Below are 23,962 nucleotides of genomic sequence, written 5' to 3' on the forward strand. Positions count from 1 at the left end.
GGTATCAGGTATTTATCACTGTTTTCCTTGTCCACCACCGGCTGTTTGGCGGTTGCTTAAAATCTGCATAGCTTTGCGCATCTATATCAAACTACCTGCTTACATCATGAATCTTTTTGATATCCAACAAATTGAATTCGTGCACCGTCATATAGGGCCGAATGAAGCTGAGACGAACCAGATGCTGGAGACTATTGGAACATCCAATCTGGACGAGCTGATTAACAAAACTGTTCCCGGTGCCATCCGCATGCAGCACCCGCTGGCCATTCCGGCAGCTATGGGCGAAAACGACTACCTGCGCCACCTGAAAGAAGTTTCTCTGAAGAACAAGGTTATGCGCAACTACATTGGTCAGGGTTATTTTGACACCATCACACCGAGTGTGATCCTGCGCAATGTATTTGAGAATCCAGGATGGTATACGCAGTATACGCCATATCAGGCTGAGATTTCGCAAGGTAGACTGGAAAGCCTGCTGAACTACCAGACCATGGTATGTGACCTGACAGGTTTACCGATTGCCAACGCCTCCCTGCTGGATGAAGCTACTGCAGCCGCTGAAGCCATGACCATGTTCTTCAATGCGCTGAACAAAGACCACGACCACGTAACCAGGCCTAAGTTTTTTGTAGACACTAACGTTTATCCACAAACGCTGGATGTTATCTACACCCGTGCTACTCCGCTGCATATCGAAGTGGTAGTGGGCGATTACAAAACAGCCCAGTTTGATGAATTCTATTTCGGTGCGCTCATACAGTACCCTAACAACGTTGGTGCAGTAGAAGATTACTACGAATTCATCACTCGTGTGCATACTGCGGGCGCCTTTGTAGGTGTAGCTACTGACCTGCTGGCATTAACCCTGCTGGCTTCTCCGGGTGAACTGGGTGCTGATGCAGCCTTTGGTTCTGCACAGCGTTTTGGTGTTCCTTTGGGCTTTGGTGGTCCTCACGCTGCATTCTTTGCCGTGAAAGACGATTTCAAACGTTCCATTCCCGGCCGTATCATCGGTGTGAGCATTGACGCACAAGGACAGCGCGCCCTGCGTATGGCGCTGCAAACCCGCGAGCAGCACATCAAACGTGAAAAAGCCACTTCCAATATTTGTACAGCTCAGGCCCTGCTGGCCAATATGGCTGCGATGTATGCCGTGTTCCACGGTCCTGCCGGACTGAAAGACATCGCTACCCGCGTAGCCCTGCTCAGCGCCACACTGGCAGAGAAATTACAGGCCAAAGGCCTGAAACTGAGCGCTACTTCCTTCTTCGATACTATCGTAGTAGAAGGTGCCAGCGATATCAAAGCCGCTGCAGAAGCAGCTGGTATCAACCTGCGTTACTTTGCCAACGGCCATGTAGGTATCTCCCTCGATGAGACTGTTACTATTGCCGATGTGAACGATATCCTCCAGGTATTCGGTGCCGGTAAAGTAGATGCAGCTGGTATTTCCAACGGTAAAGTTGCCATCCCTGCAAATCTGGAGCGTATGTCTCCTTATCTGCAGCACCCGGTATTCAACAGCCACCACAGCGAATCGCTGATGATGCGTTACCTGAAAATGCTGGAAAACAAAGATCTTTCCCTGAACACCTCCATGATATCCCTCGGTTCCTGCACCATGAAACTGAATGCAGCTTCCGAAATGATTCCGTTGAGCTGGGCACACTGGAGCAAAATGCACCCCTTTGCGCCTAAAGAACAGGCTGGCGGTTACTTACAGATGACCAGTGAACTGGGCGAATACCTCAGCAAAATCACCGGTTTCGACGCTTGCAGCCTGCAGCCTAACAGCGGTGCACAGGGTGAATATGCCGGTCTGTTGGTAATCCGCGAATACCACGAAAGCAGAGGCGAAGGACACCGTAACATCATGTTGATTCCGATCAGCGCTCACGGTACCAACCCTGCATCTGCGGTAATGGCTGGTTTCAAGGTAGTAGTGGTAAAAGCACTGGAAAACGGTTATATCGATGTAGAAGACCTGAAAGCCAAAGCTACTTTACATGCTAAGGACCTCGCCGGTATCATGATCACTTATCCTTCCACCTATGGTGTTTATGAAGAGTCAGTGAAAGAAATCTGTGCTACCATCCACGAACACGGTGGTCAGGTATATATGGACGGCGCCAATATGAATGCCCAGGTAGGCCTGACTGCTCCCGGTATCATCGGAGCTGACGTTTGCCACCTGAACCTGCACAAAACCTTCGCTATTCCTCACGGTGGCGGTGGTCCCGGCATGGGCCCCATCTGCGTGGCAAAACACCTGGCACCATTCCTGCCAGGTCACGTTGAGCTGAATGATGGTAAACCTTCCAACGCCGTATCTGCAGCACCGTTTGGCTCTGCCAGCATCCTGCTGATCTCTTACGCTTATATCCGTATGCTCGGCGACAACGGCGTTAAACTGGCTTCTCAATATGCTATCCTGAATGCCAACTACATGAAGGCAAGACTGGAAAAAGCTTATGATATCCTCTACACCGGCGTAAACGGTACCTGCGCTCACGAGTTCATCGTGGACCTGCGTCCGTTCAAAGCTACTGCCGGCATTGAAGCGGAAGATGTGGCTAAACGCCTGATGGACTACGGTTTCCACGCTCCTACTATGAGCTTCCCGGTAGCCGGCACCATCATGATCGAGCCAACTGAAAGTGAAGACAAAGGAGAACTGGATCGCTTCTGCGATGCCCTGCTGTCTATCCGCGAAGAAATTCGTTCTATTGAAGAAGGTAAGACTGACAAACAGAACAACGTACTGAAAAATGCACCGCATACACAGTTTGTGATCACTGCCGACGAATGGACCCGTCCATACGGCCGTCAACAGGCAGCTTATCCACTGGAGTACGTAAAAGCCAATAAATTCTGGCCTTCTGTAAGTCGTGTTAACAATACTCATGGCGACAGAAACCTGATCTGCACCTGCGAACCAGTAAGTGCTTATGAGGAATCCGTTGCGTAACTGATCAACTCAATATAAAAAAGGGTGTACCGACTGGTACACCCTTTTTTTGTGCAGATGGGAATTACCTTTCCACTGCTTCATCTGCCACTGCTACCGCTTCAATCTCTATCAAAGCATCCGGTGAATACAGGGAAGACACTTCCATAATGGTATCTGCCGGATAAGGTGGTGTGAAATAACGTTTGCGCAGTGCCACTATTTTGGAGAAGTTGGCCATATCGCGTAGCAGGATAGTTACCTTGATAACATTGCCCAGGCTGGAGCCACCTGCCTTCAGTACTTTTTCCAGGTTCTGAAAGGCTTTCTCTGCCTGTATATCAAAGTTGCCGATGCCTGTCAGTGCACCATCTTCACCGATGGCAGTCTGTCCGCTGATAAACAGCAGATCACCTGCACGGTAACCCTGGGAAAGATGAAAAGGCTGGTAAGGATCGGGGTGGATGTTGATGCTGGATACTTTCATGGTGTTTGATATTTACCCTGCAAAGCTATCTCACCCCATTGGGCTGAAAATTCAACCAATTGAATAAATGGCGTTAAACTACTTTAACTTTTTCGCCTGCCGGTTGCGGAGCTGGCTCATAAAAACGGGTGTCATTCCCAGATAGGAAGCGAGGTGTTTCTGCGTTACGCGGGCCGCAATGGCGGGGTATTGCTGAACGAAGGCATCATAACGTTCTGCTGCGGTGAGGCTGATATTATGCAGAATACGGCGGTTCTGGGCCAGATATGCGTTCTGGTGCAGTATCCTGAAAAACCGTTCAAAGGCGGGTATCTGCTCATAGAGTTTTTGCAGGGAAGGCAGATCGAGCTGCAGCAGCCAGGAGGGCTCCAGTGCTTCGATATAGATCTGTGACGGGCTTTGGTCCAGGAAACTTTGCAGGTCGCTGATCCACCAGTCTTCTATGGCAAAATGCAGCACATGGTCGTTACCGGCCATATCGGTGATATACGAGCGCATACAGCCTTTTACCAGAAAACTCTCATGGCGGCAGATGTCGCCAGCCTGCAGCAACCACTGGCGGCGAAGCAGCATCCGTGGTTTCAGCAGGCTGACGAAATATGTTTGTTCTTCTGCGGTGAGCTGAATATGTCTGGCTACATGTTGCAGCAGCAGCTCCTGCATCTGTTGTAAATCCATTATGGTTGGCTCAGTATGGGTTCAAGCACTTCCAGCTTACCATCTATCGGCTGCGTGATATCCAGACCCAGAATACGGGCTACTAACGGATACACATGTACGTTTTCGAAGGTAGCGATACGGGCATTGGTTTTAAAAGCGGGTCCCCAGGCCATGAAGATCGCATTCATGTCGGTGAGGTTGTTATCAAAACCATGGTGACCGGGATGCATTTTTTTGCCAGGACTGCCAAAAGCGTAGTTGGCTTCCGCCAGGATGATAATATCCCCGATACGGCTGTACACATCTTCCTGTCCGTAGTGCCATCTTTCCGGTGTTTCCTTTTTCAGGTAAACAGTGTAATGGTCTTCATGCTGTTTGAGGAAGTCATAGGCCGCTTTGATGTCAGCTTCGTTGTTGCCGTAAAGCATCATTTTTTCGCCTCCCGGTACAATGCGCAGTGGCTTTAACACCGGGCTGTCCGGTAATGACAACGTGCGTTCAGTATCTACCCGGAGCATACCATGATCTGATACAACGATGAAGTTAACCGGCAGATTTAATTTGCTGACAGCAGCCTGCATACGGCCAATGGCGGCATCTACAAATTGTACGGCCTTGCGTACGCTGTCGCTTTCCGGACCGTAGCTGTGGCCCATATGATCTACTTCAGGGAAATAGAAGGTAATGATGTGCGGCCGTTGGTCTTCCGGCAGCCGGAGCCAGTCTACCACCTGCTGGATACGCTGGTCTATGCCGGTTTTTTCCTGGTATTTAAAGTAATAGGTTGGACGGATGTTCTGGATGGCACTTTCAGAGCCTACCCAGAAGTAACTGGCGCTGATCATGTGTTGTTTTTCGGCCAGTACCCACAGGGGTATGCCGCCATACCAGGTACCGTCTTCCACTGCATCGCGGTTGCCCACTTTATAGATGGCATCGCGTTTACGGTCGTAGAAGGTGTTGTCTACCAGGCCGTGATGGGCTGGGTACATACCGGTAGCCAGTGAATAGTGGTTGGGGAATGTCAGTGAAGGAAAGGATGGTTGCATGGCGGTAGCCCTTACACCCTGACCGGAGAGCCTGAGCAGGTTCTCCGCATGATATTTTTCAGCATAATCATAACGGAAACCATCAATCGAGATCATGATTACATACGGTTTGGATTGCTGGGAGGCGGTGTTTTTACGTCCTTCCACTATCAGCTGAGCCGTGTCTTGTGCGCGCAGGCCTGTTCCTGTCAGGACTATCGCTGCCAATAAAATAATAATCCGCTTCACTATTGTTGTTTTAAGATTTACATTTTTCAATGGGGAAAGATAACAGCAGGATGGGTCAGGATGCGCAAATTAGAAAACTATTTCCATTCCGGATGATATGCGGTCAATTATATATTCGTTAAGGCCATATAAACATATGATAATATTTTATCATAAAAATTATCATATGTTTATCATTCTGGCAAAATAACAATCATTAATTTAAAAATTATATATATAAATTTAATTAATTGACTGTTTATCTATATATTAGCCAACTGAAAAACCATCGAACTATGTCCGACTACACCTTTATTACAACTGAGGAGAACTTTTTATTACAACAAGCACTGAAGCGGAACAAACAGCAGTTAAGGAAATTTGCATTAATAGGTTTTATCGTGTTATTAGTGGCGGCCATCATACCGCAGGTTTATTTGTATACACATAATACCCTGGGAGATGCAGATGATTCCCTGTTATCCTACAAGAACATCTGGTTTTGGGTATGGATGGTCAGCTTTGTGATTGCACTGGTTTTTGCGCTGATCAAAGTGACTGATATCCGTTACTGGGCATTAAAAAAAGACCTGGTAGCCCTACAGAAAGGCACCTTACAAGCCCCTATGGAAGCCGTGTATCTTGAAAACAATGATACACAGACCAATATTATGATAATGCTGGAGAACAAGAAAAAACGGCTCTTTTACTGGATGCGCGGAGCTCTCGAAGGTTACCGTGCCGGCCAGGAGGTAGAAATTACCTATGCCCGTTATTCCCGCGTGATCATCTCCATCAACAAAAAATAAGCTTTAACCTATCACAAAAATCCTGTACGCTGGCCCCTGTCGGCGTACAGGTATATATCAGCCCCAATTTATCAACCCTGATCATTCCGGCAGCCTTTCAGCATTAATAATTATCTTCGGACAAACCCGCAGTCCATGTATGGCACCCTGAAAAAATATGTGCTGATAGCACTGTTGTTTACAGTATCTGCCTGTCAATGTAAAAAAGAACACGTTGACCCGCCAGCCCCTCCGGCTCCACCACAGGATACTTATCTTGTCACCTCCATCCGCATCAATGGCATTCCCAAAGACAGTCTGGTATATAATAATCAGCAACAGCTGATAGAAAGATGGGATTACAACACCTCTTACCATCAATGGCAGAATTATATTTCCTTCATTTATGCAGCTGATGGCTACCTGAAAACAGCTTTGTATTACAATGAAAATGATAACCCTCTGAAGAGCCGCAGCCAGAAAGATTCACTGGCATGGACTATGGGCAAAGTGACCATCTACACCACCTTTTACCGGGACCTGGGTGAAGCCATATCCGGCTATGACACCAGCTCCCTGCAAATGAACAACAGCCGTTTACTTTCACTCGCCGGTTCCAAAGACACTTTTTATCTTAATATCGGTGTCTTCGGGGAGATGGTACAGTATGAAGAATACCTTTATCAGCAACAGGATATCAGTCATTTCACCGGCCTCAATTATGTCAACATCCGCGGCGGCCAGCCAGTAAAAGATGTATACAGTTATGATATGCGCTACAACAACCAGATCAATCCACTGTTCCGCTATCTGGCTAAAAACCCTATCCTGCTTCGTAAAGTGACGGCTGATCTTCAAAACATTGTCTACAGAGGATATCCCTTCCTCGCCAGCGAACATTATGTGACCAATATCCGTTCTGCTTCTACAGACATGCCTGTCACCTACTACACACCAGACACGCTGAAATACCCACTGGAACAGCGATTCAATAGTTCTACCATTATCACTTACCGATATAAAATCATCAAGGCTCCCTAAATTATTATTCCCGTACATACACCAACTAATCAACTTCAACATCTCTCCAGGAAACATAATAACATTCATTAATTTGCAGCCGCTATTAACCTGCCAAGTCAAATAGAATAAGCGATGTAAGGTCAAAAGAACCTACTATACTATTTATAAAACCTATAATTCTATGAAAAAGAATTTCCCGCTCAGGCTATATGCCTTCGTAGCTGCTGCATTATTGACCACTATGTCCTGTAGTAAGAAAGATGACACCTCCACTACTCCTGAAGAGGAGAAAAAACCGGAGACTTATCTGTTACAAACCATTACTTCTACAACAGCCTCCGGGACCAAAGTAGATAGTTTTGTTTATAACGCCCAGAACCAACTGCTAAGAATATATGTGATGTCAAGAATGACCCAGCAGTTTAGCAGGTATCAGACCTTTACCTATGATGCTGCCGGACGGGTAGTCAAAAAGGAGGATACAGGTATCAAAGCAGACAAAACCGAATACTTGCACGAATCAGATTCCCTTGTCTGGAAAGATGGAAAAATCAGTGTTTTCCAGCATTTGCCGACCTCAAGTATACCATACGAAAAAATCTATTACGAGGTTAACAGCAATGGACAAGCGACTATGCTTGGTTCTAAGGACTCCATCATTTGGGGTAACGTAATCAGATATACAGAATTTACCTATAATGGTAAAGATGTTGTCAAAAGCCTGTACTTCGCCCAAAGCACCAACGAACCTACGCCCACTACCACCACTACCACCTATACTTATGATAACAAAATCAGCCCGTTTTACAGCCTGTACAGAAATAATCCCATCCTTGAGTTATATACCATCTTGATATCTCTGGACATCTTGCCCAGTGAGCATAACCTTCTCAGAAAGGAGATTGGCAGCACAATCTGTACTTTCGAAAACACCTATGATGAAAAAAACGGTTTACTGATAGCACAAAAAGCAATAACAACCTATAATAGTGGCCCTTCCGAAACGAATACAAAATTCAAATACATAAAAGCGAAATAATAAAACAACCTCAGGTAAGGGCTCCACAGGGCCCTTACTTTTTGCTATATTTGTTGTCCGTTAAAATCTGCATATGGACATCGAACAATACCGCGAATACTGCCTTTCCCTTCCTGGCGTCACAGAAGAGTTTCCTTTTGGAGAAGAAACCCTCGTATATAAAGTAGCCGGGAAAATGTTTGCCCTGAGCGGCCTGGAAGAGTTTAACAGTATCAATCTGAAATGTGATCCGGAGGAGGCTGTGGAATTACGCGAGCGTTATGAAGGAGTGATACCTGGTTATCATATGAACAAAAAACACTGGAATACCGTAGACATACATTCCAACATTCCCAATAAACTATTACTGCAGTGGATCAAAAATTCCTATGATCTGGTGGTGGCCAGTTTACCCAAAAAAGAAAGGGAAAAGCTGTCCCAATAACCGTTCACCCATTTCTATGCCTGCGTTACCTGATTTTTTTGCTACTTTAGTCCCCATTAATAAAATAACCGTTTATGAGAAAATGGCTGTTGCTGGCCTATGCCGCACTGTTCGTCTTTCCTGCAGTTACCAAAGCGGTAAACCAGGACTCCCTCTGGATGTACACCAACTACACTAAAAAAGAAGTGTATATCCCCATGCGGGATGGCGTAAAACTGTTTACTTCCATCTATCTGCCTAAGGATCAGTCTGAGAAACATCCCATTCTGATGTCCCGCACGCCGTATTCCTGCGCTCCTTATGGTGAAAAGGTATTCCGTCCGCTGTACAGAAATCATTACAACCAGTACCTGCATGAAGGCTACATCATGGTAATACAGGATGTCAGAGGTACCTGGATGAGTGAAGGTAAGTTCGTAAACGTACGTCCTTTCAATGCCAGTAAAAAGGGCAAAAACGAGATCGACGAAGCCAGCGACACCTATGACACCATAGACTGGCTGGTTAAAAATCTCAGTGGCAACAACGGCAATGTAGGTGTATTCGGTATCTCCTACCCCGGCTTCTATTCCTCTATGAGCGCACTGAGCGGCCATCCCGCACTGAAAGCGGTAAGCCCGCAGGCACCCGTAACAGACTGGTTCATCGGAGATGACTTCCATCACAACGGTGCCTTTATGCTCTCTGACGCCTTCTCCTTCTATACCGTATTTGATCATCCTCATCCCAAACCTACTACAGTTGGGCCTAAAGGAATCGACTACTATACCCGCGATAACTACAAATATTATCTCGAAACCGGTACGCTGTCCAACTTCGCCAAAATCATCGGCGACAGCGTAACCTTCTGGCATGAGATGTATGCACACCCTACCTACGACAGCTTCTGGCAGGCACGTAACGTGCGTAACAACCTGAAGAACGTAAAACCAGCCATGCTGGTAGTAGGTGGTGTATTTGATGCAGAAGACTGCTTCGGTGCATGGAACACCTATCAGGCCATAGAAAAACAAAATCCCAATACCAACAACCGCCTTGTAATGGGCCCCTGGTACCATGGGCAATGGGCTTCCAACGACGGTACACACCTGGGTAATGTGCGCTTTGGCAGCAACACTTCAGAATATTATGCCAACAATATCGAAGTTCCTTTCTTCAACTATTACCTGAAAGGTAAAGGTCAGGCGCCGGATATTGCAGAAGCTACCATCTTTTTCACTGGTGAAAACAAGTGGAAACGCCTTCCGCAATGGCCTCCTGCCGATACAAAGGAAAAAGCCATCTTCCTGCAACCTGATGGTAAGCTGTCTTTCGACAAACCCACTGCAGCCAACAGCTTCAGCGAATATATCAGTGATCCGGCCAAACCGGTGCCTTATACAGAAGATGTGCACTTCGGCCGCACTATCAACTATATGACAGATGATCAGCGCTTTGCTTCCCGCAGACCTGATGTGGTAGTGTTTGAATCCAATGTACTGGATAAAGACATTACCCTCGCAGGTCCGGTGATCGCAGATATCATTGCCAGCACCACCGGTACTGATGCCGATTTCGTTGTTAAGCTGATCGATGTTTTCCCGAATGATTTCAAGTATGAAGAAGATGCACCTTCAGAACACCGCCGTGTTCCTTCTTCTACTTATCCTATGGGTGGATACCAGATGCTGGTACGTGGCGAAGTAATGCGCGGCAAATTCCGTAACAGCTTCGAAAAGCCGGAAGCCTTTGTACCCGGACAACCTACTCCGGTGAAGTTTACACTTCCCGATGTTGCACATACCTTCCAGAAAGGCCACCGTATCATGATACAGATTCAGAGCAGCTGGTTCCCGCTGGTAGACCGCAACCCACAACAGTTTATGGACATCTATAAAGCTACCGATAAAGACTTCAAAAAAGCCGATATCCGTATCTATCACGATGCCAGCCATGCTTCCAGTGTGGTACTTCCAATAGAACTGTGATTTATGTGATAACCACTGATGCTCCTGATGAAGCGAAGACAGTAATGAATAATTATAAAAGAAAACATAAAAAGCGAAAGCCCATTGATTTAAAATCAATGGGCTTTCACTTTTATACGCTTTTATCTTCGCTCCATCAGGAGCATCAGTGGTTATCACATAAATCACAGTTACAGTGGGTAGCGGCCGCCTCCGCCCCATTCGATCCAATCGGAAGCTGCGCCGCTTTTGGTTTTGAGGCCTATCTGTACAAAACCGTATTTGCCGATGTCATAACGCAAGGCTACGCGAAGAAACCAATCTCCCTTTTCTCCATCGCGGCGCCAGAAGTAGGTACCAGCCTGTGTAACAATATTGAAACGTTGAAGATGGAGGGCATGTCCAATGTGAGCGCCCATCAGCATTTTATCCAAAGTGGAGACTTTACTGTACCGCTGGTCATATGTCCAGCCGAGAGACCCATCGTAAAAGCCGTCGAGGCCGGCACCCACGCTACATACATGGCTGTATTTATAATTCCAGTCTGCTACTGCAGTGGCAGTGCCATAATGGGCTTTCACACCAGAGGAGTTGTCGATCTGCACCACTCCAAAAGCACCGTAAAAGCTCAACTCATTCGTATGTTTTACCCTGGGCAAAGGGTCTCTGATTAAAGTTGGCCTGATGGAAGCACGGTAGTTGGAGTCAATCTGTTGTATAACAATATTCCGTATGGTATTGTAATGCACGCGCACTCCAGCGTGTACACCAGCCATATTGAGGCCCAGGTTGGGCGTAAACATACGGCCATTGGAGAAATGGGTGAGATCTATCCCGTAAACAAAATCGAACAACTCCGACAAACGCAGGACGCCGGTAGCGCTTACATTAAAGTATACGTCTACCTTAGAGCCGATAGCGTTGTTGAGTGGATTGGTTTCGGGGTTGTAGGCATTCAGATCATAGGTAATACCCAGAGCCAGGCCTGCTTCGAAATGATGTCTTTTACGCCGGTGGAAGGGTGCATAAAAAAAACCATACACCCCGCTAGGATTACCCAGTATCGTGGAGTTGCCGATATTACCGGTATACAGGCCGATACCATAACTGGGATAGTTGAGCGCACGCTGCCATACCTGCTTACCGGTAGACATCCATGCCATCCTTAGTTCCATTGCCTGATAACCATGTTCGAGGACGCTGGCCATGTCCTCACCATTGTAGAGGTGGCCGCCAGTATGTAGTTTAAGCTCTATAAACTTATGTCGGCCTAAGTTGGGGTTAGCTTTTGCTTTTGTCCATAAATCTGTTGAATCCTGAGCCTGCAGACCTATTGCCAGCAGGGACAATGCCATTGTTATAATACTTGCTTTCATAATCGCCAAACGGGTAACATACAGGAATTATTATACGCCCAACAAAGCAGGGGTTCCTTTTGTTGTACCAAAGCAAAAGGCTTCTGCTGTAAGTAGTTAATTCCTTAACTTGCAGGGGCTTAATAAAACCTTATTTGTTTCAATATTATTGACAACCACAAAATTATGTACAAAAAATATTTCTTTACAGGTGTATTGGGCCTGTTGGCCATCCAGGGTTTCAGTCAGGCTAAACCCGCTGCCAAAGCCAAACCAGCAGCCCAGACAGCAGCGAAGGCCGCTTTAAAAAACCGTATGGACTCAGTAAGCTACGGTATCGGCGTCAGCATCGCTGAAAACCTGAAAGCACAGGGATTAAGCAACGTGAATACCGCCGTGCTGGCCAAAGCTGTCCAGGACGCGCTGACCAATAAATCTTTAACATTATCTAAAGAACAGAGTGAAATGAGCATAAGCAATTATCTCCAGCAGCTGAAAGCTGAAAAATCTGCCAAAAACCGCGAAGCCAGTGAGAAATTCCTGGCAGAAAATAAAGCTAAACCAGGTGTGGTAACACTGCCTAGCGGGCTGCAATACCTCATCCTGAAAGCCGGTACTGGCGCTAAACCTACCCTCAACGATAAAGTAAAAACACACTATCACGGTACCCTCATTGATGGTACTGTATTCGATAGCTCTGTAGAAAGAGGTGAACCCATCTCCTTCCCTGTCAGCGGTGTGATCAAAGGCTGGACAGAAGCCCTGCAGTTAATGCCTGTAGGCTCCAAATGGCGCCTCTTCATCCCTGCCGATCTCGCTTACGGTGACCGCGGAGCCGGCCCGAAAATCGGACCCGCCAGCGCACTCGTTTTTGATGTAGAGCTGCTCGACATTGTACAGTAACTGTGATGTATGTGATAAATGCTGATGCTCCTGATGGAGCGAAGATCACAGCGAATTGATAAAAGCAGAAAGCCCATTGATGTACATCAATGGGCTTTCTGCTTCTTTTCTTTCAATAGTATACTTCTAATCTCGCTCCATCAGGAGCATCAGCATTTATCACATTCATCACAGTTACCATCAGTGGTTGTTGATACGCGGTCTCCGTTGCTCCAGCAGCATGAAGTCGGCCAGCACCATGGCTGTTACGGCTTCCAGTACTACAGGCACACGCAGGGCGATACAAAGATCATGACGACCTTTAACACTGAACGTTTCTACCTGACCGGTAGTGATATTAAGGGTTTGTTGTTCTTTAGGTGTGCTGGAAGTAGGTTTGACAGCGATACGGAAAACCAGCGGATTGCCGTTGCTGATACCGCCTACCACACCACCGGCATTGTTGGTGGCTGTTTTACCGGTTGTGTCTATGATGGGATCGTTATGCTCCAGTCCTTTCATTTTAGCGGCAGCGAAACCAGCACCGAACTCAATTCCTTTAACAGCCGGGATGGCAAATACAGCATGAGCCAGCGAGGATTCCAGCGAATCAAAGAAAGGTTCGCCCAGCCCTATCGGCAGACCATCTACCACACATTCTACAATACCGCCTACGGAGTCTTTGGCAGCGATGGCTGCTTCCAGGCCTTCTTCGGGGTTGGTATATCCGCCTACTTCGGTGATAACAGCCTTTATCTGAATGCTGTCACCCAGTATTTTTTTGGCGATCACACCGGCTGCTACCAGGTTAAGTGTCAGCCGACCACTGAAGTGGCCGCCACCACGGTAATCTTCGAAGCCCCCGAATTTTTGGGTCGCCACAAAATCGGCATGGCCGGGACGGGGGAACTCACGCAGCTTCTCATAGTCGGTGCTGCGGGTATTGTTGTTTTCGAAGAGGATGGTCACCGGAGCGCCTGTAGTATGATCGTTGAAAACACCGGATTTGATAAAGGGCAGGTCTTCCTCTTTGCGGGGTGTAGTGCCTCTGGAGCCGCCTTTACGCCGTTCCAGGTCAGGTAAAAAGTCTTCCTGCCTGAGCGCTATGCCGGCAGGTATACCATCGATATTGACACCTACACTGGCCCCATGAGATTCTCCAAAAACATTGACCCTGAATATTCTGCCAAAACTGTTCACACGCTGATGATTTAAATTGAATTAAAAAAGTACCCGTTAGCTGTTGGCTTCCACAGCTATTTTGCCACCCAACAGCTGCAGGTGGTCGTAAAATTCCGGATAGGATTTGTTGACAGCTTCTGCATTTTCGATGACTACGGGGCCGGCGGCGGTAAGGGCCGCTACGGCGCAGGCCATGGCAATGCGGTGGTCGTTGTGGGAATGTACCTGTGCACCTTTGATGCCGGTACCGCCATGCACCAGCATGTCATCACCCTGAAGGTCTATACGGATGCCCATTTTACCAAACTCCTGCTGCAGGGTAAGACCGCGGTCGCTCTCTTTATGTGCGAGGCGGCTCACGCCTTTTATTTTCGTAGTACCGTTACAGTTAGCCGCCAATGCTACCAGTGGCGGGAACAGATCTGGACAGTCGGTAGCGTCTATTTCAAAGGCTTTGAGTCCGTTTTTCTGAATATTCACTGTAAACATGCCCGGCAGTATGTGAGTGCCAGCCTTTTCCAGTGCTTCCAGGATAGCCTTATCTGACTGGGCAGAAGCGGTATTCAAATGCTGTACTTCCGCTTTTCCGGCCACAGCAGCTGCTACCAGCAAAAAGGCAGCACCACTCCAGTCACCTTCCACCGTATAGTCGGTAGCGTTATAGGACTGTTTTTTACCAAAGCTGAATGTTTCGAAGTTCTCTTCCTTCACCTGTACGCCGAAGTGTGCCATCAATTGCAGGGTCAACGCAATGTATGGTTTACTTTTAAGATCTTTAACGGTGATGGTCACATCTTCTGCAGCAGCGCCGTAGGCCATCAGCAGGCCGGTGAGGAACTGAGAGCTCAGGGAACCGTCGATGGTAATATTTTTAGGTTGTAACGGACCCTGTATATGCAGTGGCAGTTTACCTTCCTGGGTGGTACATTTTACGTCCAGCTGTGGCAGCACTTCTTCAAAGAAATGCATAGGCCGGGTAGTGAGACTGCCATGTCCAACGATGGTGATGGGAACAGCAGCCAGGGCAGCTATCGGCGTAAACATACGGATACCAAGACCGGACTCTCCGCAGTTGATTTCATCGTAAAACGGTTTTACACCGTTGCTCGTGATTTCGAAATGATCGTCTGTTCTTTTTATTCGGGCACCGAGGTTTTCCGCTACTTCGAGTGCTGCCAGGCAATCGTTGCTCAGGCCGGGATTACGGATGATACTGGTGCCATTTGCCAGCAACGCTGCCGCAACAGCACGCTGCATCGCACTTTTGGAAGGGTTGGCCGTAACCGTGCCTTTAATGATGCCTGGTGATACAGTAACTTGCATATGTATATGTGGTCCGCCTTTAAATGTTTAGAAAAATAATTACAACTCCTGCAGCAGCAGTTTCAGGTCTGCAATAGGAACAGGCATGGTAGTAGCCTTCCCTATTTTCTCCAGCAGTACAAAATGGATGGCGTCTTTTTCCCGCTTTTTGTCCAGCTTGAAGATGTCAAACACAGCTTCCTTATCAGAAGTAAACGCCACCGGCAGCTGGTAAGCGCTGATGAGCTCTATCAGCCGCAGGGTTTGTTCGTTGGGGAAATCCATCAGTTTTTCAGAGAAGCGTGCAGCTGCTACCATGCCGATAGCGACGGCTTTACCATGGGCCATATGTTCCAGCTTTTCAACCGCATGCCCCAGCGTATGCCCGAAGTTGAGCCAGCGGCGCGGGCCTGTCTCAAACTCATCTTCCAGCACTACTTTGGTTTTAGCCGCTACTGATTTCTCCACGAGGTATTCGAGCACTGCCACATCTCTGGCGAGCGCCTTTTCGCGGTTGACTTCGAGATAGTCAAACAGTCCCGCATCCATGATGCAGGCGTATTTGATGATTTCGGCGAAGCCGTTATGCCATTCCTCATCAGGCATGGTCAGCGGCAGCGCATAGTCAAAGAGGATAAATTCCGGTTGGCGGATAGTGCCGAGCAGGTTTTTATGTTTGCCATGGCTTACGCCGTTTTTACCGCCGATGGATGCATCTACCTGCGCCAGTAAGGTGGAGGGCACAAAGCCGAATGGAATGCCTCTCATGTAGATGCTGGCAGCGAAGCCGGCCACGTCGGTGATCATTCCGCCGCCAATGCCTACCAGGGTGGTCTTACGGTCTGCCTCATGGGCAATCAGTCCGTCGATGATCCTTTCCACGGTGGCCATGTTTTTCACTTCTTCGCCTGCGGGCACCACAATTTTTTTCCAGTCGTGCAGGTGATGACCATGCAGTCTTTCCACATTTTCATCTATCACCAGTACTGACCGGTTGCGGTCTACATGGTTTCCCAACTGCAGCAGGCTCTCGCCCATCAGATAGGTAGTGGCCTGCTGCTGAAAGTTATTGGTAAGCTTTTTCATTCATTGAATTTAGCTGTCAGCGTACGCTGTTATTTTTCTTCGTTCATCACCCTGTTCTGGCGGTTGATGGATTCCAGGTGCACTGCATCGAAATATTTCAGGATGAATTCTTTGGTCAGGCCCAGTTTTTCACCTTTTGCGATGTTGCGCTCCAGGATCTCATTCCAGCGATTGGTTTGCAGGATGGTGATATTGTTTTCCTTTTTGTACATACCGATTTTTTCGGCGATTTTCATACGGTTGCCCAGCAGCAGCATGATTTCATCGTCTACCTGATTGATCTGTGCACGCAGTTTTTCCAGGGCGGTATTGAAGTCTTTTTTATCAGTATGTTCTCTTCTCCAAACGATGCCATCAAGCAGTTCAGCCAGTTTGGAAGGAGTTACCTGTTGTTTGGCATCGCTCCAAGCGTTGTCCGGATCTACGTGTGTTTCGAGCATGAGACCGTCGTAATCCAGGTCGATTGCTTCCTGAGATACTTCCTGCAGGATGTCGCGGCGGCCGGAGATGTGGCTGGGGTCGCAGATCATCGGCAGTTCCGGCATACGACGTTTCAGTTCGATAGCGAGATGCCACATGGGAGCATTACGGTATTGAGTGTTACCGTAGCTGGAGAAACCGCGGTGGATAAGACCAACTTTGTTAATACCGGCTTTCTGGATTCTTTCCACAGCACCGATCCACAGTTCCAGGTCAGGGTTGATCGGGTTTTTGATCAACACGGTAGTGTCTACCCCTTTGAGTGCGTCAGCTACTTCCTGTACAGAGAAGGGGTTTACTGTGGTTCGGGCTCCTACCCACAGGATATCCACACCAAAGTGCAGTGCATCTTCCACCTGTTTAGCGGTAGCTACTTCCACGGCCAGCGGCAGACCAGTGAGTTCGCGGGCTTTCTGCAGCCAGGCGAGGCCTTTGGTACCGATACCTTCGAAAGAGCCCGGACGGGTGCGGGGTTTCCAGATGCCGGCGCGCAGTACGTCTACCTTGCCGGTTTTTTGCAATTCCAGCGCGGTAGCCAGTACCTGCTCTTCTGTTTCAGCGCTGCAGGGACCGGAGATGATCAGCGGCTTTTTGTCAGATGAAGGATCTGAGAATTTGGTTTTGGATAATATTTCTTCCATTGTCTGTACCATAGTATTGAAGTTAAGTAGATTGTTAGAATTTATGTTTATTTCAGGATTTTCCTGATTTTATTGGATTTCTGAATCAGTTTGTAAAAGGTGTCGTAGTCTTCTGCTTCCAGCAATGATTTCATCTGCTGCAGCTGATGGATATGTTCGTCCAGTACGTCGAGCACATTGCCACGGTTGTGTTTGAAGATCGGCACCCACATGTCTGGTGAACTTTTAGCGAGACGTACAGTGGATTCGAAACCACCGCTGGCCAGTTCAAAAATGCGGCCTGACTCTTTTTCTTTCTTGAGTACGGTCAGTGCCAGTGCAAAAGAGGTGATGTGGGAGATATGCGACACGTAAGCTGTATGCAGATCGTGTTCTTCTCCATTCATGTATACAGTGCGCATCTGCAGTTTGTCTACCATATCCTCTACCATTTCGAGGGCATCTTCATCACTGTTTTTAACATCGCAGAGCACCATGGTTTTATGTACGAACAGGTTACGTACAGCAGCATCGGGGCCGGAATACTCGGTGCCGGCCATCGGGTGGGCTGCTACAAAACGGCCGCGATTGGGATGACCGGCAACGAGTTGCAGTATTTTTTGTTTGGTGGAACCTACGTCCATGATCACCTGGTTGGGCCGTACCTTGTCCATGAGTGTGGGCAGTACCTGCAGCACACCATCTACGGGGATGGCCAGTATGATCAGGTCGGAGCATTGCATGGCATCGTCGAGCGTCATACCTTCATCGATGATGTTCAGCTCTTTAGCCCGCTGCAGATGCGATTCGTGCTGATCTACCCCGATGATCCGCTCTGCCACTCCCTTTTCCCGAAGGGTGATGGCCAGCGAGCCGCCTATTAAACCTGTTCCTATTATTGTTACAATCATTTTATCGCTGTTTTAATACGGTCAATGGCTTCCTGGAAAACTTTTTCATCCTGACAGAGACTTACTCTGATATAGCCGTTACCGTTACTTCCGAAAATGCCACCTGGTGTGATAAATACCCGGGCTTTGTGTAACACTTCATCACTGAGCGTGTAGCCGTTATCGTAAGTATCCGGTATTTTGGCCCAGACAAACATGCCCACCTGGTTTTTATCGTAGGTGCATTGCAGCAGGTCCAGCAGCTGGAATACTTTTTCGCGGCGTGCGCGGTAGATATTATTGAGACCGTCGTACCAGTCTTTACCCAGTTGCAGTGCTTTAACGGCAGCCATCTGTAAAGGCTGGAACATACCGGAGTCCATATTGCTTTTGAAGCGAAGCACTTCAGCGATCCATTCGGCTTTACCTACCAGCATACCTACGCGCCAGCCGGCCATGTTGGAGGATTTGCTGAGTGAGTTGAGCTCCAGTACCACGTCGCGTGCACCTTCAAACTGCAACAGGCTTTCCGGCTGTTCGTTGAGGATGAAGCTGTACGGATTATCGTGGCAGATCAGGATATTATGCTGTTTGGCGAAGGCGATCAGTTTTGCTGCGAAAGCCTTGTTGACCTTAGCACCGGTGGGCATATGCGGGTAGTTGACCCACATCAGCTTTACACGGCTGAGGTCTTTTTGTGCCAGGGCGTCCAGATCAGGGAGCCAGCCGTTGGCTTCTACCAGGTCGTAATCCACCACAGTAGCACCACTGAGGTTGACAGCAGAGCGGTAGGTGGGGTATCCCGGGTTAGGGATCAGTGCTTCATCGCCGGCCTGGAGGTAGGTCATGCATATGTGCATGATACCTTCTTTGGAGCCGATGAGCGGGAGCACTTCCGTATCGGGATTTAATGTCACCTGGTAATAGTGCTGATACCAGTCGGCCATGGCTTTGCGTAAAGCGGGGATACCTTTGTAGCCCTGGTACGCGTGGGTATTGGGCAAGGCAGCCTGTTCATGGAGCGCGGCCACCACAGAAGGGTGTGGAGGCAGATCCGGACTTCCGATACCCAGATTAATGACCCTGGTACCGTTCTGGTTCATCTCATCTATTTCCCGCAGTTTTTTGGAGAAGTAGTATTCTTCTGTTCCCTGTAATCTTTTAGCAACCTGTATCTGCATATTCCTGATTTCTGAAACTGATTAATGTGTTTTTCCTTTTTTGTAGATGCCCAGCACTTTCAGATTTTCTGTGAGCGGCGCTATTTTTTCGAGCGCTTTTTCGAAGTGTGCCGGAGAATCAAATTCCATATCGGCGTGGAAGTAATAGTTCCATTCTTTTGCCGGGATGGGAAAGGACTGCAGCTTGGATAAGTTAATACCGGCGTCAGCTATTTTGGTCAGCACTTTGGCCAGGCAGCCGCGCTCATGGCTGGTATGAAAATAAACAGAGGCTTTATTGGCATCCGGCGCGGTGGGTACGGCAGTACGGGACAGCGCCAGGAAACGGGTATAGTTGTTTTTGTTGGTCTGGATGTTGGGCTCGATGATATCCAGTTCATAGATTTCAGCGGCCAGTTTACCGGCGATGGCGGCTACACTTTTCAGTTTTTTCTGACGGACGTGTTTGGCGCTGAGGGCGGTATCTTCGGTTTCCACCAGTTTGATATGCGGGTGTTTCTCCAGAAAGTCGATACACTGTAAAAGAGCCATGGGATGGGAATGTACCTCACGGATATCTTCCAGAGTCTGACCGGGCAGCACCATCAGGTGCTGGTTGATCTGCAGGTACACTTCACCGGTTACGTGCAGGCCTGAGTTTTTGAGGAGGCTGTAATTAGGTAAAATGCTGCCTGCGATAGAATTTTCGATGGCCATGATACCGGCATCCACGCCCGGGTCCTGCTTAACTTTACGTACCAGTTCGCTAAAAGTAGCGCAAGCTTCAATGCTGGTATTCTTTCCGTAGAAGCTCTGTGCTGCGATCTGGTGAAAAGCACCTTCAAACCCTTGTATGGCAATTTTCATGTGTATTGAATTGATTTTATTTATTTATAGTTGCTACAGCAACTAGCTATTTAAAACAGAAAGGGCCCCGCTTGCGGGACCCTTTTGCCTGGTAAACTTTTATGTAAAGTATGTTTATTGCAAACGAGTCCCTGTCTTCTTCGCATAAAAGAAGTAATAAAAATAATAAGTACTAAAGTTGCGGTTTAACATATTACGATAATTGAGTAATTAAAAAGGCCTCCCGACTTTCGGGAGGCCTTTTCGTAGTTTTTTATATTTTCTACTTACAAACGACCTCCCTATTCCTGGTACCAGAAATAATAAAAGCCAAAAAATCCAAAAGTCGTTTGTGTAGTCATGATCTGATTTGATGTTGCTTTGAATGCCTTACAAAAGTACATCACGGTTTTAATTATCCAAGCGGCAGACACAAAAAATACATATTTTTAAATAATAAGGGCATTTATTGAAATAATTCTAATTTCACTGAAAAATAGGGGGCAGTGGTGCTATAAAAACAGGGGAAAGGGCATCATTTCTGAAAAAAACAAAATAACCAGCTCATCAGTATTAAATAAAAAGGCATAAAAAAAACCGCTATGGCTTGAACCATAGCGGTTTATATAAAACCTTGCGGTTTTTAAGTCAGAATTGTCTGATTAGTGGTGAGCAGCAGCAGAGTCAACTTTAGTTGCAGCAGCAGCAGCAGCGGAGTCAACTTTAGCAGCAGCGGAGTCAACTTTAGCAGCAGCAGTGTCAACTTTAGCAGCAGCTGAATCGATAGCAGCAGCGTTAGTAGCAGTAGAGTCAGTAGCAGTTTTGTTTTCGCCACCACCACAAGCTACAGCGAACAGACCGAAAGAGAGAGCCAGGAAACCGAGTTTAATTACGTTCTTCATCGTACAAATAATTTAAGGTGTTTTTTTGAATGATTTAACCTTTATACCGGGATCACCCAAAAGGTAACCCAAACTTTTAAAAAATTTTTTTTTCGGTACTTTGGGTTACCAAATGCCTAATAATAGTATTAAGAGTGAAGCAACATCAAGACATAACAAGAGACAGGGAATTATTGCTGGGACTGGCAAGGAGCGATGATAAGTCATTGGAAACCATCTATTCAGAGAACTTTCCGGCTGTGCTGCGCATGATTTTACAACATAATGGCAGCGAAGATGATGCAAAGGATGTTTTCCAGGAAGCGATTATCGTTTTATATGAAAAGGCTTGCGAAGGTGGTTTTAACCTGACCAGCCGGTTAAAAACTTTTCTTTACTCCGTTTGCCGCCATATCTGGTTAAAGAAGGTACAAAGCACTTATGGGCTTTATTCCATCCCTCCGGAAATGGAGGAAATTATTCCGGCTACAGAAGCATTAGACGATCACTCTGCCAAAGACGAACAGTTCCGTATTATGGAAGGCGCCATGGAGAGTATCGGAGAACCCTGCAAGACAATTCTGGAAGATTATTATCTGCGTAAGAAATCTATGCAGGAAATAGCAGACAAATTCGGATATACCAATGCCGAAAATGCCAAAAACCAGAAGTACAAGTGTCTGATGCGACTGAAGAAGTTATTTTTTGAAAAGTACAATACATCATTATAAGCAGCAACGGCCATGAAAGAAGATATGAATCTACTACGTGAAATTGAACGTTACCTCGAAGGAGAGATGAGCGGACAGGAGAAAGCCGTTTTCGATGAACTGCGTAAAAACAATCCGCAAATCAACCGTCAGGTAGAAGAGCAACAGTTTTTCCTGCAGCAGCTGCAACATTTTGGCCAGCGTCAGTCGCTCCAGGCTAAAATGAACAAAATACACGAACAGCTGGATATGCCTACCCTGCGTAAACAGGCACAGGAGGCTACTCTTACTGCCAAAAGGATATCCATCCGTCGCAGAACCATCACCAACCTGGCCGCCGCAGCCTGCATCGCTCTGGTGACATCTCTGTCTACCATTGCAGTACTGCAGAACGCAGCCAAAAACAAATCTACTGCCCAGTATGAAGATGTAAGAAGGGTCCTGAACAATATTCAGCGTTCCCAGAATGCACTCATCAACGATATTAATAATAAGAACAAAGCTCCGGTAAACCCCGGCACTTATGGCGGTACCGGTTTCGCTGTATCCGGTAATGGTTACATTGTAACTAACTATCATGTAGTGTCCGGCGCCGATTCCGTATACGTACAGAACAATAAAGGTGAAGCTTTTAAAGCAGTCAGCGTCTTTGAAGATATCTCCAGCGACCTGGCTGTCCTCAAAATCTCTGATTCCAGCTTCAAAAGCCAGCCTCTCCCCTACACTTTAAAACCACAAAGTGTAAAACTGGGTGAAGAAGTATTCACGATGGGCTTCCCCCGCGATGAAATCGTTTACGGCAAAGGATATATCAGCGCCAAAACCGGTTTCAACGGCGACACTACCGCCTATCAGGTATCTATCCCGGTTAATCCCGGCAACAGTGGCGCACCGCTGTTAGACAATGCCGGCGATGTGGTAGGTATCGTTACCGGCAAACAAACCACTTCCGATGGTATCGCCTTTGCAGTGAAATCAGCTCATCTGAAACGCCTCCTGGATGAAATGCCCAAAGATAAAGGCGTTAAAAAGGAATGGGGCCATAAAAGCCATCTGGAAGGCTTAAACAGGGTAGACCAGATCAAGAAACTGGAAGACTTTGTATATATGGTGAAGGTGTATAACTAAGGTTTTTCAACACAATAGCATATATCAATCAAAAGGGTGAAGACTTCGGCTTGTTCTTCACCCTTTTTCTTTGCATTTATTTTTTGATCCATGCCTTGTACCTGTCTGTGATCCAGTACAGGAAGTCGTTGTGGCCCAGAGCCCTCATGGTATTGTAGTCCGGATAATTATCACGCATAAACAGCTGGAGCGAATCGCCTTTCAGTCCGGTCACCTGGTTTACCAGCACCGGTGTAAAACGGGAGTCTATATATTTTTCCCGCTCCATTTCCTCATAATTTTTCTTGAACTGCCGTTTTTGTCTTTCACCTTTGGAGAAACGGGTAATCGGGCTGAACACAATGCCAGCTCCCTGTGGGGTACTTCCCCCAGCCAGCGGCTTGTTAGGCTGGTCCAGCAGATAACCGTACTCCCGGCGGCGTTCGACGGAGTCTATCTGATACGGTGTATACTGCGATGAGATCTCCACCCCTTTCAGGAAACGGCTGGCTACCACCAGTTTGACATTGATCGTTTGTGTACCGGTGGCTTGGGTAACCCTGACAGTATCTGAGAGATACCCCACAAATGAGAAAGCTATTTTATCATTCCGGGAAGCCTCAATCCTGTAAAAACCACCCTGGTCTGACAACGCATGTTTGCCGGTAGTGATATTGGTAACGGTGGCAAACGGCAGTACCAGCTTATTACTGTCTGCGATCTGCCCGGTTACAATCACCTGCGCTTTTGCCAGAGAGGGAAACAATAAGCCTGCGATACAGCCCAGCACCAGTGTACGTAAGAGAACCTTCATAAAATTGAAAATGTTTTTATTCCTGACTATCCTTCCTCTACCTGAACAACCATTACAGTGTATACATTGTTCAT

At 47.3% G+C, this 23,962-nt stretch carries 22 protein-coding genes; 9 read left to right on the forward strand and 13 right to left on the reverse strand.

Annotated elements, in window-relative coordinates:
- The first annotated feature begins 106 nt into the window (after positions 1-106).
- Positions 107-2,971: an aminomethyl-transferring glycine dehydrogenase gene (gcvP, locus tag KD145_RS13105; RefSeq protein WP_212006766.1), complete on the forward strand. Its 2,865-nt coding sequence runs from the start codon at positions 107-109 to the stop codon at positions 2,969-2,971.
- A gap of 64 nt (positions 2,972-3,035) precedes the next feature.
- Here the strand turns inward: gcvP and KD145_RS13110 are convergent, their stop codons facing one another.
- The 3 genes from KD145_RS13110 to KD145_RS13120 all read right to left on the reverse strand — a co-directional run bounded on the left by KD145_RS13110 (position 3,036) and on the right by KD145_RS13120 (position 5,374).
- Positions 3,036-3,437 carry a RidA family protein gene (locus tag KD145_RS13110; RefSeq protein ID WP_212006320.1) on the reverse strand — a complete coding sequence of 134 codons (402 nt, stop codon included), beginning with the start codon at positions 3,435-3,437 and terminating at the stop codon, positions 3,036-3,038.
- A 78-nt stretch (positions 3,438-3,515) separates the two neighbouring features.
- Positions 3,516-4,115 carry a Crp/Fnr family transcriptional regulator gene (locus KD145_RS13115; protein ID WP_249219817.1) on the reverse strand — a complete coding sequence of 200 codons (600 nt, stop codon included), beginning with the start codon at positions 4,113-4,115 and terminating at the stop codon, positions 3,516-3,518.
- Positions 4,115-5,374, reverse strand: a complete 1,260-nt coding sequence (locus KD145_RS13120) for an ectonucleotide pyrophosphatase/phosphodiesterase (protein WP_212006321.1) — start codon at positions 5,372-5,374, stop codon at positions 4,115-4,117. The genes KD145_RS13115 and KD145_RS13120 overlap by 1 nt, the downstream gene beginning before the upstream one ends.
- 275 nt (positions 5,375-5,649) lie before the next feature.
- Between KD145_RS13120 and KD145_RS13125 the strand changes: the two genes are divergently transcribed.
- The 5 genes from KD145_RS13125 to KD145_RS13145 all read left to right on the forward strand — a co-directional run bounded on the left by KD145_RS13125 (position 5,650) and on the right by KD145_RS13145 (position 10,594).
- The gene (locus KD145_RS13125) at positions 5,650-6,162 is read left to right on the forward strand and encodes a hypothetical protein (RefSeq protein WP_212006322.1); all 513 of its coding nucleotides are present in this window, start codon (positions 5,650-5,652) and stop codon (positions 6,160-6,162) included.
- Between the two features lie 135 nt (positions 6,163-6,297).
- Positions 6,298-7,182: a hypothetical protein gene (locus KD145_RS13130; protein ID WP_212006323.1), complete on the forward strand. Its 885-nt coding sequence runs from the start codon at positions 6,298-6,300 to the stop codon at positions 7,180-7,182.
- Positions 7,183-7,345: 163 nt separating this feature from the next.
- Positions 7,346-8,203, forward strand: a complete 858-nt coding sequence (locus KD145_RS13135; RefSeq protein ID WP_212006324.1) for a hypothetical protein — start codon at positions 7,346-7,348, stop codon at positions 8,201-8,203.
- A 73-nt stretch (positions 8,204-8,276) separates the two neighbouring features.
- Positions 8,277-8,627: an MmcQ/YjbR family DNA-binding protein gene (locus KD145_RS13140; RefSeq protein ID WP_212006325.1), complete on the forward strand. Its 351-nt coding sequence runs from the start codon at positions 8,277-8,279 to the stop codon at positions 8,625-8,627.
- 74 nt (positions 8,628-8,701) lie between these two features.
- On the forward strand, positions 8,702-10,594 hold the full coding sequence (locus KD145_RS13145) for a CocE/NonD family hydrolase (protein WP_212006326.1): 1,893 nt from the start codon (positions 8,702-8,704) through the stop codon (positions 10,592-10,594).
- Between the two features lie 170 nt (positions 10,595-10,764).
- Here KD145_RS13145 and KD145_RS13150 read toward each other — a convergent pair whose 3' ends face one another.
- Entirely contained in the window at positions 10,765-11,949 is a 1,185-nt protein-coding gene (locus tag KD145_RS13150) for an acyloxyacyl hydrolase (protein WP_212006327.1), read from the reverse strand.
- Between the two features lie 165 nt (positions 11,950-12,114).
- Here KD145_RS13150 and KD145_RS13155 point away from each other — a divergent pair, with 165 nt between their 5' ends.
- On the forward strand, positions 12,115-12,831 hold the full coding sequence (locus KD145_RS13155) for an FKBP-type peptidyl-prolyl cis-trans isomerase (protein WP_212006328.1): 717 nt from the start codon (positions 12,115-12,117) through the stop codon (positions 12,829-12,831).
- A 180-nt stretch (positions 12,832-13,011) separates the two neighbouring features.
- Here the strand turns inward: KD145_RS13155 and KD145_RS13160 are convergent, their stop codons facing one another.
- The 8 genes from KD145_RS13160 to KD145_RS13195 form a co-directional block, all read right to left on the reverse strand.
- Positions 13,012-14,010 (reverse strand): chorismate synthase, encoded by a 999-nt coding sequence (locus KD145_RS13160; protein ID WP_212006329.1) that lies wholly within the window; start codon positions 14,008-14,010, stop codon positions 13,012-13,014.
- Positions 14,011-14,046: 36 nt separating this feature from the next.
- On the reverse strand, positions 14,047-15,315 hold the full coding sequence (gene aroA / locus KD145_RS13165; protein WP_212006330.1) for a 3-phosphoshikimate 1-carboxyvinyltransferase: 1,269 nt from the start codon (positions 15,313-15,315) through the stop codon (positions 14,047-14,049).
- A gap of 39 nt (positions 15,316-15,354) precedes the next feature.
- Positions 15,355-16,380: a 3-dehydroquinate synthase gene (gene aroB / locus KD145_RS13170; protein WP_212006331.1), complete on the reverse strand. Its 1,026-nt coding sequence runs from the start codon at positions 16,378-16,380 to the stop codon at positions 15,355-15,357.
- Positions 16,381-16,409: 29 nt separating this feature from the next.
- Positions 16,410-17,513, reverse strand: a complete 1,104-nt coding sequence (locus KD145_RS13175) for a chorismate mutase (RefSeq protein ID WP_249219818.1) — start codon at positions 17,511-17,513, stop codon at positions 16,410-16,412.
- 35 nt (positions 17,514-17,548) lie between these two features.
- A complete protein-coding gene (locus KD145_RS13180) occupies positions 17,549-18,391 on the reverse strand; it encodes a prephenate dehydrogenase (RefSeq protein ID WP_212006332.1) in 843 nt (280 codons plus the stop codon).
- The gene (locus KD145_RS13185) at positions 18,388-19,551 is read right to left on the reverse strand and encodes a pyridoxal phosphate-dependent aminotransferase (RefSeq protein WP_212006333.1); all 1,164 of its coding nucleotides are present in this window, start codon (positions 19,549-19,551) and stop codon (positions 18,388-18,390) included. Before KD145_RS13185 ends, KD145_RS13180 begins: the two co-directional genes overlap by 4 nt.
- Before the next feature lie 21 nt (positions 19,552-19,572).
- Positions 19,573-20,397: a prephenate dehydratase gene (locus KD145_RS13190; RefSeq protein ID WP_212006334.1), complete on the reverse strand. Its 825-nt coding sequence runs from the start codon at positions 20,395-20,397 to the stop codon at positions 19,573-19,575.
- Positions 20,398-21,038: 641 nt separating this feature from the next.
- A complete protein-coding gene (locus KD145_RS13195; protein ID WP_212006335.1) occupies positions 21,039-21,278 on the reverse strand; it encodes a hypothetical protein in 240 nt (79 codons plus the stop codon).
- 134 nt (positions 21,279-21,412) lie between these two features.
- On the opposite strand from KD145_RS13195, the gene KD145_RS13200 reads away from it, so the two are divergent.
- Both KD145_RS13200 and KD145_RS13205 read left to right on the forward strand, forming a co-directional pair.
- Positions 21,413-21,988, forward strand: a complete 576-nt coding sequence (locus KD145_RS13200; RefSeq protein ID WP_212006336.1) for an RNA polymerase sigma factor — start codon at positions 21,413-21,415, stop codon at positions 21,986-21,988.
- A gap of 24 nt (positions 21,989-22,012) precedes the next feature.
- On the forward strand, positions 22,013-23,095 hold the full coding sequence (locus KD145_RS13205) for a S1C family serine protease (protein WP_212006337.1): 1,083 nt from the start codon (positions 22,013-22,015) through the stop codon (positions 23,093-23,095).
- Between the two features lie 76 nt (positions 23,096-23,171).
- Here KD145_RS13205 and KD145_RS13210 read toward each other — a convergent pair whose 3' ends face one another.
- Positions 23,172-23,888, reverse strand: a complete 717-nt coding sequence (locus KD145_RS13210) for a carboxypeptidase-like regulatory domain-containing protein (RefSeq protein ID WP_212006338.1) — start codon at positions 23,886-23,888, stop codon at positions 23,172-23,174.
- Between the last annotated feature and the right edge of the window lie 74 nt (positions 23,889-23,962).

It is taken from the genome of Chitinophaga sp. HK235 (assembly GCF_018255755.1).
Taxonomy (GTDB): Bacteria; Bacteroidota; Bacteroidia; order Chitinophagales; family Chitinophagaceae; genus Chitinophaga.